Origin of the sequence: Rhizobium sp. 18065 (genome assembly GCF_902706095.1) — a bacterium.
Taxonomy (GTDB): domain Bacteria; phylum Pseudomonadota; class Alphaproteobacteria; order Rhizobiales; family Rhizobiaceae; genus Allorhizobium.
Genome location: NZ_CACSJP010000017.1, coordinates 24623 through 41948 on the forward strand (window position 1 = coordinate 24623; position 17326 = coordinate 41948).

Below are 17326 nucleotides of genomic sequence, written 5' to 3' on the forward strand. Positions count from 1 at the left end.
GGACTCCTTAGAAGGCGCGGATCAGGATTAGCTTGGCGACGTTACGAGGGCGCGCTTCGGTCCCGCCACTGGCATCAACCGCGAGTGTATGTGTGTGGGCGCCCGCTGCATTGATGTTCAGAGAGTGGGAATGGGCACCCGCGCTATCGGTCGGGATTGTGCCGGAAGCCGCACCACCCCTTGTACCGTTCCATGGACTGGTTGAGCCGACCGCCGTACCTGCATTGGAATTGTGTGTGTGTGCACCATCCGACGAAGTTGAGCCGGTGTGGGCATGGCTTCCTGCCGAAACCGCCGACCCTGTATGCGTGTGGCTGAGGTTCTGGCTAGCTTGGGCTGATCCAAGAACACGTCCAGCGTCTACACCACGGCCGTCATCAAGACCGCGAATGAACTCGCCACGACTGTCCGGAACGTTGAACGTTGTCGAACCGTCACCGGCACCATAAGTGGTTCCAATCTCCGCAAAGAGTTCAGGGTACACCGTGCGGGAAATGGCAGCACCATTCTCCTTCATGAAGCCGCTGGGAAGCGTAGTGCTATTCCAATAGAGGGACGCACCGATTGGAACGCCAGCGGCTTGGATCACGGCATCCGCCTGAGCCTTCGTGTAGTAGTTCGATGGGACGAAAGCTTCGGCCGATTGCGCCGCCTCTTCAGCATCGAGAGCCGACTGTTGGGCCGCAGCAAGAGCCGCCGCAGCCGCCGCAGCCACGCTATTGGCCGCGCCTGTTGCTGATGCTTGAGCGGTTGCAAGAGCGTCTTGAGAGGCTGCTACCACCGCAGCTTCGGCAGCTTCAGCCGCGTCCTCTGCGATGGTGGAGATATTCGAGACGACTTCAGCGAGCGCGGCTTGTGCATTTGTTGCTGCCGTATTGGCGAGAGCCGCAGCCGCTTCAGCAAGCTCCGCCGCCGTTACCGCCCCGAGGGACGTTCCAACCGTCGTTTCGATTGTGGACATGCGGGTGGCCAAGTCCGCGTAGAATGAGCCGAACGGGTATTGCGACCCGGAACCAGTGAATTGGTCGGCCATAGGCTCTCCTTAGGAGGGAATGGTTAGGTTTCCCGTCCGGCTGAGCTTGGCGTCACATTTCGCACGGAAGGCCGGATCGTTCTGATACTCGGGCTTCATGGTGTCGCGGACGTATTCGTTCATGTCGGCGTAGACCGTGCCGGATGCACCAGACGAGGTGCGGCCCGTGCCGATCTGGCGGGAAGGCGGAATGTCGGCTTCAGCCTTGTAGCGGTTCCAGAGTGCCTGGACGGCGAGCTTGGCCAGCTTCGGGTCTGACCCCAGGACGGCTTCGTCATATTCATTGGCTTCGGCTTCAGTGAGGACCGAACCGGCCCAATCCTGCATTGCCGAATAGTTCTCTTCCGAACCGACCACGCCGAGCGCTGCCGTCTGGACTTCGAGAGATGCTGCCTGAGCTTCGCCGGTAGCCTTGGCGGTTTGACCACGCATGTAGGCTTCGATGATCTCGGGGGAGGTCTTGATGCCGAAGGTGTCCTCGACATACTTGACCGCATCGGCCGGGAGGGGCTGGCCGCTTTCAAGCGCTTCATAGAAAGGCTTGAAGTCTTCCGCGTGCTTGGCCGTCAGCTTGTGGCCGTTGACCTCGCCGAAGCCCTGATCTGCATCCGGGGTCTCGTCGGTCTTCTCGTCGCCCTTCGTCAGGCGTTCGTTGAGCTTGACCCAATCGACTTCGCCCTTCTCGGCGTCCCAGAATTCTTCAGGCACGTTCTCGGGGCGGTCCTTGGCTTCAGCCTTGGGAGTTTCCTCGCCGGGGTTGACGCGGCTCTGCTCAAGGAACTCGCGTTCCCGCTGTTCCGCAGCCTTGACTTCGGCGTCGATGTCGACCGTGGTGCCCGGCTCAAACGTGGTGATGCTGGTGTCTACTTCCATGTGGGCAGGTTCCTTCGTGGGGTCGATCAGCGATTGCGGATGAGGAGGGTCATGAACGAGCCGTCCTTCTGCGGGACCGGATATTCGATCACTTCGCGGAAGCCTTCGGCCGGGACGCTTTCGCCCTGCACTTCGCCGGTCGAGGAGATAGCGACGGCCTGACCATCCGGCAGGGTTTCGACGTCGAACTTGATGCCAGCTTCAGAAGCGGTGGCGAGGTCGGCGGCGGCGGTTGCGGAAGCGAGTTCTTTCTTAGCCATGGTGGTGTTTCCTTTGGTTCAATCCCAGAAATCGGGTGTTGGGCAATGTCCTGTGAATGCCCCTAGACCGGCGCCAGTACATCCGTGGTCGGCGATCTAGGGGGTGGTTCAGGCGGCTGGAGCTTCTTGGCGAACCTGTTCGGTCTGCTGATCCATCACGCCCTTGGTAACTTGCTGCGCGGCGCCAGGCCCGGCTTGCTGCATCATCTGCATCATCATGGCCTTCTGCTGCTCTGCCTCGTATTCTTCGGAGGTCATGAAGAGACCATCCGGGTCGACCCCAGCCGCCGCAAACACGCGGTTCATGAAGTCCTCTGCCTTGATGCGTCCACGCAGTTCTGGCGGGACAGCATTCAGAAGGCCGAGCGCATTGAGGGCTTGGACGAGGTTCTGAAGATCCTGCGAACGGCCAAGCGCGGCGACCCCAGTGACGATGGTCGGGGAGACCACGCCGGGCGGCAGCTTGAAGAGCTTCTTCCGTTCGAGACGCTTCAGGGTGAGCTTCACGAAGGGCAACTGCCATTCGGTCGCAATCACAGACTGGACGCCACCGAGGCCGGTGTTCAGCTCCTCGATAACGGCTCTCACTTCTTCGGCGGTAACACGCTCCGCTTGGCGTTGAACTGTCGAGTTCAGAAGGAAGGAGAGTTCCAGAGCCCGCTTGATATCCTGATAGACCGCCTGGGCGACATTGAAGTCCTGGGTCTTCTCAAGGGTCAGCGCCACGACGTCGTCAGGATTGCCTGTCACGAAGTCGCCGGACTTGGCGTCGGTCAGTTTCTTCGGCTTGGTCGTCGAGTTGGGCTTGACGAGGTAGATCACCTTCGCCGCTGTTCGCGAGTAGCTGACGATTGCTCGCCGCAGTTCGTTGGCATTGAACAGGTCGCCGTAAAGGTCGGACACGAAGGCCCGGCCATAGTCCTCACCATCGACCGGGATGAGCCGGACGAACATGTAGGGGCAGGTGTCTTCGCCATATGAGCCTTCAGACCCATCGACGACAACGCCTTCGACTTCCTGCCAGACCTTGAACCTGTTGAACGTCGTGCGCTTCACGCAGGTATAGACCCGGCATTCCGCTTCGAGATCGTCCTTGCTGGTCTCAGTCCCACCGCCAATCTCCATGCGGCGCTGCTTGACAGCTTCCTGAAGATCTGGCGTGAGGGCGCCGAAAGCGATCACCTCTTCGATGATCCCACGCATGAGATTGCCCATACGGTCGCGGGACACAACGAAGGACTGGAGTGGATAGCCACGGACCTGTCCGGTCTTGTGGTCCACGTTCATCGCATAGTTGCCAGCCACGAGAAGATGCTGGATCATCACGTAGGCCGGGCCACGCACGCCGGTCGCATCGATCTCTTGCATACCGACCCGCTCGACCTGCCCAAGCGCCCGCTGCACCTCACTCGTCCCAGCCGTGCCGATCTGTTCCGTCATCTCTTTCTTAACCGTGAGGTCATTGATGATCAGGCGGAAGACTGGGGCATTGGCCGGGAGAACGCTGATGAGCAGCTTCGAGGCGAGGTTGTTGACCCCGCGTGAGCCGGTGCTGTCGTCAGGCTGTCGGAGGGTCTTGCGGGTTTTCCTGACGCCATTGTCTTCAGGCGGAACCAGAGACGGGATCGTCAGGGCGCTATTGTCGCGCGCTGCTTGCAGGTAGGGGTCGCGGTATGTGACGAGCGAGGCGTAGTCTTGTGCAAGGGTTGCTTGCGCCATTCCTCTCGCTCCTTCCTTACGGCGTGCCGAGGCCGGACTTCGAGGTAGTTGCTACGCCGGTTGCTGCGGCGTTCGATGAGCCAGTGACTTGCGTGGCCCGCGCACCGCGATTGCGGCGACGAAGAGACAGCGAGCTGCGTCCCTTGTTCTGGTTGGACACAGCCATGTCGAGGGTCGGTGTTGCGACCGCAGAAGCATTGGGCTGTGGTGTAGGCGCGGCCTCGATTGGTTCGACCGGGGCGGCGGCTGCTTGTTTCACTTTGCACATGTTGATTGTTCCTAATCGTCGTCATCTGAGACGAGACCCGATTGGCGGTTCAACAGCTCTTCGAGATGAAGGATCACCTCGTTAGCGCCGATGGCCCTCTGGATTTGGTCGTGTGTCCAGTTGGCTTCAGGCATTGCATTGCGCCAATCCTTGCGATCATTTCGAAGGTGATTGATGAGCTGCGGCGTGACTGTCGGGACGTATTCATTCATGTCGGGAAAGCCTCGTGTTATTGCCTGAAGACCAAAGGCGTGGGGTAATTAATTTCAGATGACAATGTGGAAGTCAGCCTACGCGGGCCAACTCCTTGTTGATGTGATCCTTGAGCTTGTTCAGCTCGGCTTTGTAGACCTCCCGGCCATCTGCCTCGTACTCATCCAGCACGAAGAAGACCATCTTGCGGAGGTCGTAGTACTTCTCAGTGCCCGCCTTGAGCCCGAGCCGCCAGCAAGCCTTGAAGATATTACCGATGGAGAAATTCATCTTGCGGGCTTGTATGAGGTGCCGCAGCTCAGTGGCTTCAGGAGGCAGCACGTAGTAGCCGGAAGACCCGCCGTCAGAGGCGATCTTGAAGCCATCTTGGCGATTGCCTGACGCCATGTTGTTCGCGTGCACAAGCTCGCGGAATGCGGCGGAGTCTTCAGGGAAGATCACGATCTCGCCAGGAGCGCAGGTATTCAGCACGTCGTGGGCATACTCGGAAACAAAGCGCCCAGCTTCCTCAAGCTTGTTCGTATAGCCACTGCCGTTTGGTCGGTAGTATAAGCCCCGCTTTTTAATGAGCCACGGCCCTTCTTCAAGCTCGGTTTCCTTAGGCTTTGGCGCCGGGAAACAATCGAAGCATCCAGAATAGCCGCAGGAACAGCGCCCGCAGTTCTTCACGGTGTCCATAGGATCGGCTCTCCCGTCTTGGCGTTGAAATCCTCGAAGCGCAGGATGCGGGCACAACGCGCCTGGACAAGCGCATCTTCTTCCGTCAGGCCCTTCTTGGCGTAGGTCGGAACAACCTGCTCAGACCAGAACTTGGCGACGTCGCCGTCGAACTTGGCCAGAAGCTTGTCTGCGGACTTGGGGCCGAAGCCTGGGCATCCGTCATAATGGTCGACCGTGTCCCCGGTGAGCGCCTGACGCAAATGCCAGCGATCAGCTTCAAGCTTGGTCGGCGTGCAGATATCGCGAGCCGTGCCTTCGAAGTGAACCTGCGGTGCGGCGATGGTGAGCATGTCCTTATCGTCGGACACGATCAGCTTGTCGCCCTTCACAATGCGGTCGCCCGCCGTGGCCACGATGCCCATCACGTCGTCAGCTTCGAGCCGTGGCTTGAGGAAGAACGGAAGCTCAGCCTGGACGCGCTCTCGAAGCCGTGCGTGAAGCAATGGCCGCATGGTCTGTTGGTCTTGGTTGCGGTTGCCTTTGTAGGTAGGCAGGACGTCGAACCGGAAGTTATCGCTGTCGGACAGGACCCAGATTGCCTTATCGGCTTCGAAGGTCTCCAGCATCTTGGCTTCCCAAGCGCGTAGCCGATACCACGCCACGTCCTCATCGGCCCATAGGGTCCACAAGGCTGGCTCGCCGATATCGGCCCAGTTGACCGCCGTTTGCGAGGTGAAGGCGATCTTGTAGACCAGTCCGTCCGCGTCGAGCAGAAGTGTCTTTGTCATGTTTCTGTTTCCATATGGAGGAAGGCAAGGCCGATGGGTGTCAGCCGCCAGAAGCGGCCAACCTCTCCATCTGGGAGGATCACCGAAAGCCAGCCCCTCGACGCGCAAACAGCAATCTCGTCCGCATAGGTGCGGGAGAGTACCGACTTGGTCATCGAAGGGCCGTGCTTGTTGATCCACCTCAGGACGTCAATGGGTTTCGGCCCATGACATTCCGATCTGTCCGTCCCCGGTGAGTGGCACTCGGAAGTCATAGTAGTCTCCGACCTTGGGGATTGCCGCGAGGATGCGGCGCTTAATGTCTTCAGCAATCTCAGGGCGAACCTGAACCTGCACTTCGTCGTGGACCCAAAGGAGCTGGGCGAAATCAACGCCTTCGACATAACCAGCGGCGATCAGGTCTTCGTGGAACTGCACGATCCACTGCTTGCAGATGATTGCCCCGGCCGACTGAAGGAGGAAGTTGAGCGCCGAGTGTTCCGACCGGCTCGGGATCAAGCGACCGTCGAGACCGGGAACGGACTTATCGTTCTTCGCCATCTCAGCCTTGATCCATTCCTTCAGCGCCTTGAGAGCGGGCAGGGACTTGGTGAAGGTGTCGATGAGCTTCTTGCCCTTGGAGATCGTGGCGATCAGCCTACGGTCAGGGTGACGCCCCTTCTTAACGAGCTGCGTGGCGATGGTCTTATTGCCGCCTAGGGCGTAGACCTCCTCGTCATCCACGCCAGCCAGCGCCCCGATCAGCTCAGGGCCAGCGCCATAAAGGAATGCGTAGATGAACCGCTTGGCCACGGCACGGGCGTCTTCATGCACCTTGTTGTGCTTGTCGCGCTTGGTTCCGCGTGGCACCAGACCAAGGGCCTGGGCGTTCTCCCAGTGGATATCGCCGTTGACGACAATGTCCGCGTAAGCCCCGCCATCGAACGGCGCCATGTAGTGCCCAAGGCAGCGCAGCTCCAGACCCGAGCAGTCCACGCCCAGGAGGACGTAACCGGGGTCTACCGTGAACAGCTCGCGGCATTCCTTGCCGAACGGTACGGGGCCATCGGCGTTGGTGATCGACGGGACCTGCCCGAGGTTGGGCTCAAAGTGGGTCGCACGGCTGGTCTGTGTGCCAATCGTGTCCATCCGGCCATGGATGCGCTCGTCTTCGGTGATCTTGCGCAACCAGCCGTTCTTGCCTTCAGATAGCTGGCCGAGACGCTTCTCGATCATGTACCATTCGGCCAAGAGCTTGCACGCCGGGATATCTTCGAGGGCCTTCAGCGTCTCATCGTCCACCTTCGGCTTGCCGCTGTCGGTGAATTCCAAAGGCTTCCAACCGAACAGCTTGATGAGACGGTCGGCGACCTGATCCCGGCTGGCAGGATTGAAGTGGATCAGCTCGACCTTCTGGTAGGTGTCACCTTCGGTCTCGGTCTTGTAGACGCGGAAGACCTCTTTGGCCTTGAGCTGCTGGCCACGCTTGCCGATTGCCGTGACCCACTCTTTCCCAAACTGCGGAAGGCCAACGCGCCGAGTCCGCTCAAAGCGGGCCTCAGGCTCAGCCGCCCACCATGGCGGGATCATGTGCGTGAGTTGGTCTGTCAGCTCTTGGCGCCGGGCGGTGAGCTGGGCATAGAGCAGGTGCGCTTTGCGAACGTTGAAGCGGATGCCTCGACGCTCTTGACGCCGGATGATCTCGAAGATCGCGTGTTCGGTGCGGACGGCCTTGGGCGAGGGAGAGCGTTTGAACTGCTCACGCCAGAGCCGCATGTTGACCGCGACGTCCTGAACGCAATACGAGCCCATCTCATCGTTGTAGGCTTCCCACGGGTCGAGACCCAACTCCTTCATCTTCTTGGAGTAGTCGCCCTTGTGCAGCTTGAAGCGGTGGCCCCAGGCTTCCAAGCCGTGACGGCCGATCATGTTCTTCGGGAAGGTGTGATCTTCGCGGACACGGTCGAAGTCGAGGGCTTTGAGATGCGGCCAGATGATCTTGCCGACGATCAGCGTATCGGTGATGCGGCCGGACAGCTTGAAGCTGGGATAGATCTTCTTGATCGCCGGGATATCGTATTCGATGATATTGTGACCGGCGACATACTCGGCAGCTTCGAGACGGGCGATGGCTTCGTCAATGCGCTCTGGGCCGTACAGGTCGATCTTGCTTGAGCGGATATCGCCAATAGCAATGCAGTGGATGCGGTCGAGTTTGTCGAGGAAGCCGTTCGTTTCAATGTCGAAGATTAGTCTTTCGCGGGGGGCTTCCATGCAGCCTCCTTCCGCAGTTCTTCATTGTCGACCTCCAAACGCCTGACCCGGCCGAGGAGGTATTCGCAGTATTTGTCGAGCGCGTCGTAGGCTTTCCGCAGCCGCTTGATCTGGCCGCGCAGATCGCGCTGCTTCGACCGCAACCTAGAAAGGAAGCGGATCATCTTCAGGTTCATTGGGGGTTGCTCCAGTTTGAGCTGGCGGGCTTTCGTCCTCCCCTGCGGAGAAGTCGATGCCACCGCCGTATTGTGATTGGGTCGCGACCGAGAGGCGGCAGGTCTTCTGGTCGTACTTCAGCTTCATCGTCTGGCCGTCGCCGCGCCCGGTGAGCCGGTCCTTGATGCAGCGGACGGTGGTGATCAGGCGCTCAGCCGGTTCTTCGGCTACCTTGTTGCGCTCGATGCCGAAGGCGAAGTGGGTCCAGAAGCCGATGGCTCGCGCGCCCTTGAAGTGCTTCAGGCTGACCTGGGCGCCTTCTTCGTGACTGCCCTTCTCGGGTGTCGACAGGTGTGAAATGTAGCCGATCCAGACGCGGAGCTGCTGGGCCAGGGAGGCCATCTCCTCCATGATCAGCTCAAGGCTCTCGCGCTCATTGGATGGGTCGGCGAGGGCGGTCAGGTGGTCGAGGTAGAAGAGCTTGACGCCTTCGTTGATGGCGAGGTGCCGGATGATCTCGGCGATCCGCTTCCAGTCGGTCTGCCCGAAGTGGTTGTAGAGGAAGACCCGGTCCATGTCGGCCACCTCACGGATAGCCTTCACGCGGTCTATATCCTTCCACGATCCATCGGGGACGTGATACGCCTTGCCCTTCAGCTTCCCGGCTAGGCGGTTGGCTGTCTCTGAGCGGTGCTGTTCGAGAAAGATGATACCGACCCGTTGCTTCAGGTCCGCGATATCAAAGACGATTTGCTGGGTCAGTAGGTCAGTCTTGCCTACGCCTGTCCCAGCGCCGAAGCCGCAGATCTCTCCGAAGCGTCGGCCATATGTCCATTCCGTCATGGGATGCCAGGCCCACGGCAAGCCCTGCTCGACAGGCTTGATGGCCTCATCGTAGATCTCGGCGAGTGTCACAACGCCGTCCGGTCGGTAGGCCGTGGCGGTCCACTGGGCGTCGACCACATCCTGACCCTTGCCCTTCATCAGGCATTCGTTCGGATCTTTGTAGGGAAGGGTGGCGATCTTGGCCTTGCCCGGCGACAGGATTGCTCCGATCTCCTTGGAGGCTTCGCGGCCTTGGTCGTCCATGTCGAACATGAGGACGACTTCATCGAAGCTCTCGACGTAGTTGATCTGGGCCTTGATATCCTTCAGCGCGTTGTGGGCGCCGGATCGGATGGAGACCACCGGCCACTTCAGCCCGAGGAGCTGGGCGACCGTGATGCAGTCGATCTCGCCTTCGGTGATGATGAGGCGCTTCGCAGAGCCAGGGCCCCAGAGGTGCTGCCCGAACAGGCCAGCTTTCTTGGGTTCACCGCGCCACGGCATTTCCTTGTCCTGATAGCGCAGGTGTTGCGCCACCACTTGGCGGGTCTCAGGGTCGCGGTAGTTCGCAATGTGGACCGGCTTGCCCTTCTCATCGGTGCCGATCTGATAGTCGTACTTGCGGCACGCTTCGAGCTGTAGCTTGCGGGCTTCGATTGCGGAGTAGCGACCCGATACAAACCCCGCCTTTACTTGCGGGACGGACGAGGTTGCCACCCTAGCTCCCTTGCGATCAGCATGTTCAGCGGATGCACGAGGCGCGGCTGTGTGCTTACCACACGCGAAGCAGAAGGTATGCTCATCAGTATAATGAGCAAGTGCATCTGAAGAGCCGCAGTCATCGCACGGACCCTTGTATAGATATTCGCTCGGATCGTGTTCATGATCTTGCTTTCTTGTTGCCATATGTCGTCTCATACTTGTGGGCGACGAGGCTCAACTCCGGGTGTCGGTGTATCCACTGTCCGGTGTCGGCGTGGAATTGCGTTCGGAAGAACTTGTCGAGCTTCGCCACGCGGCGCTTCTGGTCTGGCGTGTGCCAAGGCCGCGCGGTCTTCATCTCGGGGCGGATAGCCAAGGCCATCGCGTCGAACTCATGGTCCGAGAGAATGCTCTCAGATAGGAATTCGTAAGCATATGCAGCCACCGCAACCAGAATGCGATGGCGCGTTTCCTTGGCTATCTCGTCAGGCGTCCACATCCACGTAGACGGTCTTCACGCCGTAGCGATTGGACGTGCTGTTGAGGAGACCGTGCTTGCGCATACATCCAAGCTCGGTCGTCCAGACCTTGAAGCGCCGGGTGCCGGACTTGGGGCAGTTCTCAGCGAAGTCCCATGCGATGTAACCGACAGCTTGCTTCATGCTTCGAACTTCCGCAGAAGCTCCAGCGCGGCAACGTGATCGCCGAGCATGATCTCATCCTTGATGCGGGAGGCGTCTGCCTTGATGGCTTCTTGGCGCTTCTCGAAGTCGGCGGTCTTGCGCTCGCTCCACTCGTACTTGGAGAAGTCGAACACATCGCCGATATCGTCACGGCGTCGGAGAGCGGTCAGGCCCTCCCGCAGCTTGACCTTGCGCCCTTGAACAAGCGCGAGGCGGTGCTCATCGGTCAGCCACTTGGCCGGGACGGTGCATTCCACACGCAGGGCTGCGAGCTTCTTGCTTTCGATCTGGCCGACCCGTTCGATGGTGTACTTGATCTGCTGCTGGTTCATGCAGCTTCTCCCGTGTCTCCATCCACCGGCAGGACGATGTAGTAACGGACGTAGGCGCGGCCGGTCGGGTCCTTCTTGCGGAGGCGATCGATCGTCACGCCATACTCGGTCTCCAGATCGGAGATGCGGCGGGGCAGGGCGTTGATGCGGTAGACCATGCGGGCCTCCATATCCGAGAGACCCTTGTCGAGACCCTTGGGGGAGGTGAGGTGGCGATAGATGGTCTTGATCTGCGGAGTGCCGCGCGACAGCACGTCCTTGCGCTGGATGATGGAGGCGGTCGACATGCCGGTCGCGAGGGATATCGAGGCGTTGTCGGTAGGGGCTTTGACTTCAGTCATTGGGTGTTCTCCAGAAATCGGAAATGAAACGCAAAAAGCCCAGCGCTATGGCTGGGCTTCGAGTGTGCGACAGGCGGCTCGCAGCTTGCCGTAGTCCCCGACCATCGTGACGACCCGAGACCCGCTTGGCAGGGCCTCAAGCTCGCTGGCGGCTTGGGTCTGGAAGGTCTTCGAGTAGGTGACGAGAGGCGGGCAGGTGGCGGTGCTAGAACACGCCGTCCCTGAGAGAGCGAACAGTATCGCCGCGATCAACGTGACGAACCAATTCGCCCGACGCCTTGCGCGTTGCTGCGGCATTGGCTTGTGCTTCCTTGACAGTATGGGATGCGACCGCTTCGCTGCGGCTGGTGCGGACCAACCACCAGATCAGAATGAGTGTGATCACGATGATGACCGCCGCCAGCCCAAGGGTGGTGCTGACGACGTCCATGGTCAGCTCTTCTTCTCAGGAAGCCAGATGGCGAGAAGTGCAGCTACGGCAGTGCCGACAGCCAGGATCGACTGGCCAGCTTCAGGGGCGAAGGCGAAGCCCAGGCTACCGACGAGAGCGGCGAGGCCCGCGTAGGTCGAAGGTTCACGGAGGCGCTTGAGGATTGCGTCTTTCATGGGGTAGTCCTTTCACATTGGAAGGTGAGATTAACGAAGGAGCGGCGCGATGATGACGCCGATCAGAAAGAGATACGCGATGGCGGCAATGAGACCGGCCGCGAAGTACGGGACGAAGGCGTCGTCTCGGCGCTTGCTCATGCGAACGCCATCACCAAAAGCTTGGCGACCAGAAACCAGAACGTCGCGAAGAGAACGCCTAAGCCCCAGTTGAGCCAGGCGAAGACCGCAAGACCGCGCTTCATGTCCGGCTCAAGGATGACGCCGAGCTTCAGGAAATTGAGACCGCGTCGAGCGGACTTCATCTTGTCTTCGAATGTCATGCTTCGGATGCTCCAGCTTTGGCGTCGGTGGATTTGAAGGTGAGCGTGCGGACGGTGGCTGGCGCGACCCGGTACTCAGGGCGGCGGAACCACAACTTGTCCTTCTTGGAGATGCGGGTGATCGTCACTGCGTCCGACTGGTTGCCGCCGATCACATGGTAGTGCGTGGCGTCTTCGCCCAGGACGATGGCCACATGCCCTGCCACGGCGCCGGATGCGGTCTTGCGGGTCTTGATCAGCACGTCGCCGAGCTGCGGCTTGTCAACCGGAACGCCGAAGTTACGCCAGTTGAGCGCCCAGAGTGGGTTCGTCGGGACAGCCTTGCCCGCCCGTTTGGCGACGACCGCGAGAGCCAGGCCGCACCACGGGATTGCGTCGTTGGAATAGGTATCGCGAAGGCCGACTTCCTTGGCCCAAGAAAGGATGAGCTGGTTGTTGGCTTTGCCCGGTGCCTCGACCACGCCGTAGATCTTGATCGCCTCGACCACCATCAGGGGAAGAGGACCGCGCAGGGCTGCGAGCTGGCCCAACGCAACGGCGTAAGGGCGGGGAAGGTTGTTGGTCATGGTTCGAAGTCTGCCTTCTCGGCTGCGGCCTGAAGCGCAGCGATGGACTTCTCATTCGGCGGTTCGTGCAGCCAGTCGATTGGCGGCGTCTTGTCCGAATAGAGGAAGCCGTGCGTCTTGCACCACGAGGCGTAGGTGGTTGGGTTCTCCCGCCTGATCTTCTGACCATCCACGATCTTCATGACCTTGGTCAGCGTCGAGGCAGACCGGGAGAAGACGAAGCGAATGTCGAGGTCGGGATATTGCTGCTTGATGAGCAGGTGTTTCTGCCGGTCATCGGCGTCGAAAATTCCCTTGGTCTCAAGGATGATGCCATTGGGAAGCACGAAGTCTGGCTTGTAGCTGGCTCGACGGCGCGGCACGATGTAGTAGATCAGCCGCTTCTCATACTCGAACTGAATGCCAGCCGCCCGAAGGAGACCGGCATTCGTTGCTTCAAGCCCTGACCGAAAACCATCGGATCGGATCGGGCCATGTTCCATGATCAGAACGGGATCTGGTCTTCGTCGGAACCAGCATCGGCCGGGGCCTCGCTGTCGAACTCGCCTTCGCCGCCGTCGAGGTCCTTGCTGTATTCGTAGCCGTCCTCTTCTTCCTCGAAGCCGTAGTAGCCAGCATCCGAGCCGCCACGTTCGGCCAGCTTCAAGACCTGGACAGCCTTGGGCCGCAGCGCAACGCCGTGACCGAGAGCCGCCGTGGCCCACGGGAAGCAGGTGAAGGAGACCTTGGCTTCGGTGCCGATGTTCAACGCAACGCTGATCGGCTTGCCCTTGGCATCGAACTGCTTGGGCTTGTTCGAGTAGGTCTCGCCGGTCTTGCGGTCGACGCCGCCAGCACCAACTGCGAACTTCAGATCGACCTGATCTTCAAGCTCATTGCCATCCTTGTCGAACGCCGGGCCATACGGGTAGCTCGGACCCTTCGCCTTGATCTTGGCGCGGGTCGCCGGGGAGACGGCGTTGCCCTTGTCGTCGGTCGCATTGGTGAATGCCTTCTCGGCTTCGGCGTCAATCAGATCCTTGAGGCCGCTCGACACGAAGAGGGCGACCGAGATGCGGAGGCTGGTCTTGTACTCGCCGTCAGGCTTGTACTTGGTGTCCGGCACGTTGAGCTTCGGCCAGATGAGAACGCCACGAGGAGACTTGTGGAGATCGTATTTGCGCTTTTCAGCCATTGTCAGGGGTGTCCTGTCATATATGAATGTGAGTTTCAGTAGACGCTATCAAGCGCCCGCCGTTCGAATGCGGCCGGGTCGACCCCGGAAGACCGCAATGCCTGGGCCGTCTGGCCCGTGAGGTAGCCGAGTGCTTCGACTTCTTTGCGGGCCAGGGCGGTGAGGGACTGGTGGTTCATGAGTGGATGCTCCCGAAGGCGATAGGTCTGATTGACGAACTGGTTGGGATAGTCAGGGGTCATACTTCGATGCCCTCTTCTTCAGCGACCTTCTGGCGCCACTCCATCACGTCTTCACGCAGGAAGCCGACGAGCGCCTTGTGCCGTTTGCCAGGGTCAACCAGACCCTTCTCGGCTGCGGTGCGGATGTTCCCTGCCACCATCGCCACGTCCTGCGGAGTAGTCCCGGTCAGCTCAGTGCACGTCTGAAGGAACAGCATGGCGCCAGCCAAGCGAAGATGCTGCGGGAAGTCTTGAAGACGGTCGGCAATGGCGAGTGCCACGTCGATCACGTCATCAGAGTTTGCGTTGATCAATGCGTCTCGATTGAGCATGTGCATGTCCTTAGGTGGTGTGTTGAAATGCTGAGAGACCGAAGGCGTGGGGTAATTAATTGCACATCGGAATTTGAGAGTGATCAGGCGAAGAAGAAATCACTCTGCCTGATCTGATTGAGGTCGAGATTACCCTTGCTTGGTGCGTCCTTCAGATCTGCTAGCGCATCATCTTCATGTGGCGTGGTCTCAAGAAGGGTACGCACGGTCTGCTCGTATTCCCCAAGCGGGTCGTTCTCCAGATACATACGCACGAACACATCGCGCAGAGTATCGGCGAGAAGCTGAGTGTCTGCCGCGTGGGTTGCATAGCTATCGTGTATCATGGCGAAGGCATTAATCCCGTGGTCGAGCCAGAGTCGGGCAACGGTGAGGATCATGGCGGCGGCATCAAGAGAGTGCACAAAGTTTGGAGACACGCCGTTTGTCTGGCGGTTGCGGTCGAGGGTTCCTTCCTGCTCCACATCAAGTTGGGGGTAAAAGCGTACACCATGGAAGAAGGTGTCGATGCGTTTGCTGTCAACCTTCGGATACGCCTGACGCACGATGAAGCCAGACGGTGCGACCCAGACCACCGCAGCTCCGACCCTAGTCATGAGAGCAGCCGTGTGCTGTAGCCAGTCCATAACCTGTCGAGACTTCACAACGACCGCACCGATCGCATCGACCGTAATGCCCGCGAGGAACGCTGCCTCAGAGAAGCCGTCGCCATCTGGGAAACGGTACTTCCTTTTGCGCAGCTCTTCGCGGATCTGACCCTTGATACCAAACAGCTTTGATCCATAGGGCGTGGTCATGACCGGGCGCTTGAACATGGTGCGGTCCAGTTGCCCAGACCCCAGCCAAGCAATAGACATCTTCACGGGGTCGACCTTGACCTTGCGCTTCTTCTTGGCCTTGGCCTTGCCGGTGATGCCTTCAATCCCGGTGTCGATGATCTCCTCTTCTTCCTCATCCTCCTCTTCCACAAGCACCAGCTTCGGCGGCTGCTTCGAGATCTCCACGATCTCTTCTGTCGCTGCTGCCTTGACCATGCTGTAGATATCGGCCGGTGTTTCTTGGGGGATCAGGTTGACCGCTGCCCCGCCGACCTCGTCACGCATCATTGCCGAGAAGTGCTGAAGGCCATTGCAGGAACCGTCGAGCGCGATGGGTAGACGTGAGACCGGGACTTCACCACGGGCCAGAGCGTCGGCCACACGGTCCCACTCGAAGCAGAAGGCGAGGAACTGGAAGGGTGCGTCGGCCTTGGTCCAAAAGTCCATGTGGTCGAGCGGTGAGCGGGCTGTCTGCCAGATCAATTCGCTGTTGCGTTGGACCCAGTCGGCGCGGGCGTGCAGCTTGCCCTTGTCCAGCTTCTCCCCGGTGAAGGGGCAGTCGGCCATGCAGTTGGCGCCATGAACCGAGAGCCAGAACAGGCCACGGCTTTCGGCGGTCATCGGCTTGGCTTCGGCAAACTCAAGCAGAGCCTTCTGATAGTCCGTACCCTGCGGCGTGAGGAAGCTGGTCACGGGATAGGCACGACCCCGGAAGTCCAGCGTGTGAGGGAAGTACATGCGCTCATATTCCGCGTACTTGTTGGCCTGAGACAGCGTGTTGCTGATGGCCTTGCGCGCACCGGCCCGCTCCTCATTCTCCCTGTATGCAGCCGCAGCCGTCCGACGCCACCTGTCGCAGCGTTCTTGCTGCTCTTCGGTGCGCTTGTTCTTGTCGAGAGGGATATCTGCTGGGCACATCGGCACGACCACATCACCGACCTGAGGTAGTCCACCGATCCCGCTGTCTAGTCGCAAGGCGTAGTCGAAGATCTCAAGCACCTGCTGATTGATGCGCCAGGCCGTGTTCTGGAGAGCGTTGAGCCCAGCGTAAACCAGCGGCATGTGGGCCTCACTGATCAGGCGGCGGTGTTCCTTGTCGCGGGTCTTGATCAGGGTCAGCTTCCCGGCCAGCCCGTAATGATAGCCTCCAGCCCGCATCCCGCGCCATGGCCGGGGGGGCACGATGGTGGGGCCGAACTCTGGGTAGAAGAACTGGGCTCGGGTGTGCACGTCATCAAAGAAACGCTGGCACTCCTCGCTCATGGTGACGTGCGGGCTGTACTTGCCGCCTCCCGTAGTGATCAGGCCGGTGGCTGTCTGGATCAGCTCAACGATGGGTAGGCCGACCAGCATGTAGTCCGCATCAGGGAGGTTCTGCTCGACAATGTCAGGCGCCTTGCGGTTGAGCGATGCCTTCAGGATGCGGCGATAGTGGATACGGCTGGAGCTTTCGAGGCGCTGCTTGATCAGGTGTACGATGGCCGGGTGACGATCCTCATACTGGCGCAGCATTGCCTCATCAGCTAGCGCCATGCCGATGCGGATGGCCAGCTTGGGGATGGTGACTGTTGCGGCTGCGGTGGCGAGGGAGTTGAAGACCACGCGCAGGGAGATGAAGGCCACGGTCTCGGGGTCGACGGCGGCGATGGTACGCAGACCGCTCGGCTTGGGGCCACGCTTCTTGCCTCCAGTCTTACCACTGTTTGCGACCCACTCGGCCACGGCTGTCGCAAGCTTGTCATGGCCCAGGCGTATGGCTGCGCGGGCAGGGGTGCTTTCAGATCCACGTTCGGCCTTGCTTGTGGCCTTGTCGACCAGCTCCCAATAGCGGGCCTTCCCGGCTTCGATCATGCCGTCTTCAAGATCCATCTGCGCGCGCAGCATGGGGTCAATGTTTACCCCGGCGATGATGGCTTCGGCTTCGGCTGCTATCTCTGTCGAACGGTCGTCCATGGAATGATGCTCCATTACAAATGAATGCCACTCCTCCCCAGATGAGGAGGTTCAGCAGGATGATGGTGATGGTGATGGGCATAGGGTCTCACCCTTGGGGCACAGCCCTACGGCTTTGTGTCCCAACTGTCATATTGCGATGTTAAGGGGGTGGCTGGATGGTCTATGTGCTAGGCCATCCGCCCATTTCATGCCGTAATATGGCAGGAAACACATGAAACAGGAGG

Annotated in this window: 24 protein-coding genes; all 24 read right to left on the reverse strand. The window is 59.9% G+C overall.

Features of this window, described 5'->3' with window-relative positions:
* Positions 1 to 7: 7 nt before the first annotated feature.
* Positions 8 to 1033, reverse strand: coding sequence for a phage tail protein (locus GVK95_RS23985; protein ID WP_159953209.1), 1026 nt, complete (start codon positions 1031 to 1033; stop codon positions 8 to 10).
* A gap of 9 nt (positions 1034 to 1042) precedes the next feature.
* Entirely contained in the window at positions 1043 to 1906 is an 864-nt protein-coding gene (locus tag GVK95_RS23990; protein ID WP_159953210.1) for a hypothetical protein, read from the reverse strand.
* Positions 1907 to 1932: 26 nt separating this feature from the next.
* Positions 1933 to 2166, reverse strand: a complete 234-nt coding sequence (locus tag GVK95_RS23995) for a hypothetical protein (RefSeq protein WP_159953211.1) — start codon at positions 2164 to 2166, stop codon at positions 1933 to 1935.
* A gap of 108 nt (positions 2167 to 2274) precedes the next feature.
* On the reverse strand, positions 2275 to 3885 hold the full coding sequence (locus GVK95_RS24000; RefSeq protein WP_159953212.1) for a portal protein: 1611 nt from the start codon (positions 3883 to 3885) through the stop codon (positions 2275 to 2277).
* 16 nt (positions 3886 to 3901) lie between these two features.
* Positions 3902 to 4153, reverse strand: a complete 252-nt coding sequence (locus GVK95_RS24005) for a hypothetical protein (protein ID WP_159953213.1) — start codon at positions 4151 to 4153, stop codon at positions 3902 to 3904.
* Positions 4154 to 4164: 11 nt separating this feature from the next.
* A complete protein-coding gene (locus tag GVK95_RS24010) occupies positions 4165 to 4365 on the reverse strand; it encodes a hypothetical protein (RefSeq protein WP_159953214.1) in 201 nt (66 codons plus the stop codon).
* Between the two features lie 73 nt (positions 4366 to 4438).
* Entirely contained in the window at positions 4439 to 5044 is a 606-nt protein-coding gene (locus GVK95_RS24015) for a hypothetical protein (protein ID WP_159953215.1), read from the reverse strand.
* Positions 5032 to 5814 (reverse strand): exonuclease, encoded by a 783-nt coding sequence (locus GVK95_RS24020; protein WP_159953216.1) that lies wholly within the window; start codon positions 5812 to 5814, stop codon positions 5032 to 5034. The genes GVK95_RS24015 and GVK95_RS24020 overlap by 13 nt, the downstream gene beginning before the upstream one ends.
* A gap of 189 nt (positions 5815 to 6003) precedes the next feature.
* On the reverse strand, positions 6004 to 8067 hold the full coding sequence (locus tag GVK95_RS24025) for a DNA polymerase (RefSeq protein WP_159953217.1): 2064 nt from the start codon (positions 8065 to 8067) through the stop codon (positions 6004 to 6006).
* A complete protein-coding gene (locus GVK95_RS24030; protein WP_159953218.1) occupies positions 8043 to 8243 on the reverse strand; it encodes a hypothetical protein in 201 nt (66 codons plus the stop codon). Before GVK95_RS24030 ends, GVK95_RS24025 begins: the two co-directional genes overlap by 25 nt.
* Positions 8212 to 9954 (reverse strand): toprim domain-containing protein, encoded by a 1743-nt coding sequence (locus GVK95_RS24035; RefSeq protein ID WP_159953219.1) that lies wholly within the window; start codon positions 9952 to 9954, stop codon positions 8212 to 8214. Before GVK95_RS24035 ends, GVK95_RS24030 begins: the two co-directional genes overlap by 32 nt.
* Positions 9929 to 10249 carry a hypothetical protein gene (locus GVK95_RS24040; RefSeq protein WP_159953220.1) on the reverse strand — a complete coding sequence of 107 codons (321 nt, stop codon included), beginning with the start codon at positions 10247 to 10249 and terminating at the stop codon, positions 9929 to 9931. The genes GVK95_RS24035 and GVK95_RS24040 overlap by 26 nt, the downstream gene beginning before the upstream one ends.
* Positions 10236 to 10412 carry a hypothetical protein gene (locus GVK95_RS24045; RefSeq protein WP_159953221.1) on the reverse strand — a complete coding sequence of 59 codons (177 nt, stop codon included), beginning with the start codon at positions 10410 to 10412 and terminating at the stop codon, positions 10236 to 10238. The genes GVK95_RS24040 and GVK95_RS24045 overlap by 14 nt, the downstream gene beginning before the upstream one ends.
* Positions 10409 to 10765 (reverse strand): hypothetical protein, encoded by a 357-nt coding sequence (locus GVK95_RS24050; protein ID WP_159953222.1) that lies wholly within the window; start codon positions 10763 to 10765, stop codon positions 10409 to 10411. The genes GVK95_RS24045 and GVK95_RS24050 overlap by 4 nt, the downstream gene beginning before the upstream one ends.
* Entirely contained in the window at positions 10762 to 11106 is a 345-nt protein-coding gene (locus tag GVK95_RS24055) for a hypothetical protein (RefSeq protein ID WP_159953223.1), read from the reverse strand. The genes GVK95_RS24050 and GVK95_RS24055 overlap by 4 nt, the downstream gene beginning before the upstream one ends.
* A gap of 205 nt (positions 11107 to 11311) precedes the next feature.
* A complete protein-coding gene (locus tag GVK95_RS24060; RefSeq protein WP_159953224.1) occupies positions 11312 to 11536 on the reverse strand; it encodes a hypothetical protein in 225 nt (74 codons plus the stop codon).
* 2 nt (positions 11537 to 11538) lie between these two features.
* Positions 11539 to 11712 carry a hypothetical protein gene (locus GVK95_RS25120; protein ID WP_200844369.1) on the reverse strand — a complete coding sequence of 58 codons (174 nt, stop codon included), beginning with the start codon at positions 11710 to 11712 and terminating at the stop codon, positions 11539 to 11541.
* A 137-nt stretch (positions 11713 to 11849) separates the two neighbouring features.
* Positions 11850 to 12035, reverse strand: a complete 186-nt coding sequence (locus tag GVK95_RS24065; RefSeq protein WP_159953225.1) for a hypothetical protein — start codon at positions 12033 to 12035, stop codon at positions 11850 to 11852.
* Positions 12032 to 12601 (reverse strand): TIGR02594 family protein, encoded by a 570-nt coding sequence (locus GVK95_RS24070; protein WP_200844370.1) that lies wholly within the window; start codon positions 12599 to 12601, stop codon positions 12032 to 12034. The genes GVK95_RS24065 and GVK95_RS24070 overlap by 4 nt, the downstream gene beginning before the upstream one ends.
* Positions 12598 to 13083 (reverse strand): hypothetical protein, encoded by a 486-nt coding sequence (locus tag GVK95_RS24075; RefSeq protein WP_159953226.1) that lies wholly within the window; start codon positions 13081 to 13083, stop codon positions 12598 to 12600. The genes GVK95_RS24070 and GVK95_RS24075 overlap by 4 nt, the downstream gene beginning before the upstream one ends.
* A gap of 2 nt (positions 13084 to 13085) precedes the next feature.
* Positions 13086 to 13775 (reverse strand): hypothetical protein, encoded by a 690-nt coding sequence (locus tag GVK95_RS24080; RefSeq protein ID WP_159953227.1) that lies wholly within the window; start codon positions 13773 to 13775, stop codon positions 13086 to 13088.
* A gap of 35 nt (positions 13776 to 13810) precedes the next feature.
* Positions 13811 to 14017, reverse strand: a complete 207-nt coding sequence (locus GVK95_RS24085) for a hypothetical protein (protein ID WP_159953228.1) — start codon at positions 14015 to 14017, stop codon at positions 13811 to 13813.
* Positions 14014 to 14328 carry a hypothetical protein gene (locus GVK95_RS24090; protein WP_159953229.1) on the reverse strand — a complete coding sequence of 105 codons (315 nt, stop codon included), beginning with the start codon at positions 14326 to 14328 and terminating at the stop codon, positions 14014 to 14016. The genes GVK95_RS24085 and GVK95_RS24090 overlap by 4 nt, the downstream gene beginning before the upstream one ends.
* A gap of 83 nt (positions 14329 to 14411) precedes the next feature.
* On the reverse strand, positions 14412 to 17099 hold the full coding sequence (locus tag GVK95_RS24095; RefSeq protein ID WP_159953230.1) for a DNA-directed RNA polymerase: 2688 nt from the start codon (positions 17097 to 17099) through the stop codon (positions 14412 to 14414).
* Positions 17100 to 17326 lie beyond the last annotated feature (227 nt).